This window comes from Nonomuraea sp. NPDC001636, assembly GCF_040298265.1.
GTDB lineage: Bacteria > Actinomycetota > Actinomycetes > Streptosporangiales > Streptosporangiaceae > Nonomuraea.
The window spans coordinates 1-1,024 of the sequence record NZ_JBEOZT010000106.1 but is presented as its reverse complement, the minus strand read 5'-3'; the positions used below and the strand labels follow the sequence as shown (position 1 = coordinate 1,024).

General features: G+C 67.3%; 1 protein-coding gene. It reads left to right on the top strand.

The window, feature by feature from the left end; genetic code table 11:
- Positions 1 to 124 precede the first annotated feature (124 nt).
- Positions 125 to 1,012, top strand: a complete 888-nt coding sequence (locus ABT158_RS51260) for an IS5 family transposase (RefSeq protein WP_352366789.1) — start codon at positions 125 to 127, stop codon at positions 1,010 to 1,012.
- Positions 1,013 to 1,024: the final 12 nt, after the last annotated feature.

Here is a 1,024-nt window from a genome sequence, read left to right as displayed (position 1 = left end):
CTAGGCCGTGTTTCGAAAGATCGCGTGTGAGGCGTGTCGGTGATCGTTGAACGAAGAGGTCTCCGGTAGTTGGTTCAACGACCAAGAAGAACGAAATACCGGAGACCTCGTGACCAGCGTAGTGGTGACGAGGCGGCACGACCTCACTGACGCGCAGTGGGCGGCGCTGGAGCCGCATCTGCCTGCCGCATCGGGCAAGGGGCGTCCGCCGAAGTGGAGCAGGCGGCAGTTGATCGACGGGATCCGGTGGCGGATCCGGACCGGGGCGCCGTGGCGGGACGTGCCTGCCTGCTACGGCCACTGGTTCACCGTGTACGGCTTGTTCCGGCGCTGGCAGCGGGAAGGGATCTGGGCTCAGATCCTGGCCGCCTTGCAGGCGTGTGCGGACGCCGCTGGGAAGATCGAGTGGACGGTGAGCGTGGACTCCACCATCACTCGGGCTCATCAGCACGCGGCCGGAGCACGCCGGAACGGCCACCTGCAAAAGGAACCACCCGGCGGGGTGCACAGCGAGCCGGACGATCACGCGCTGGGGCGCTCACGCGGCGGGCTGACCACCAAGACCCATCTGGCTTGCGAGCAGGGCCGCAAGCTGCTGGCCGCGGTGGTGACCGCCGGTCAGCGGGGCGACAGCCCGCAGTTCATCCCGGTGCTGGGCAAGATCCGGGTGGCCCGCCTCGGCGGTGGCCGGCCCAGGACCCGCCCGGATCGGGTCCTGGCTGACAAGGCCTACACCAGCAAGGCCAACCGGACTCATCTGCGCCGGCGTGGGATCAAGGCGTGCATTCCGAGCAAGGCCGACCAGGACGCCCACCGCAGGGCCAAGGGATCGAAGGGAGGCCGCCCGCCTGTCTTCGACCCTGCGTTCTACCGGCTGCGTCATGCTGTGGAGTGCGGCATCAACCTGCTCAAAGGCAACCGCGGCATGGCAACCCGCTACGACAAGCTCGCCGTACGCTACGAAGCCGTCATCGTCATCGCCGCGATCAACCAGTGGCTCAACGCCTTATGAAACGGGACCTAG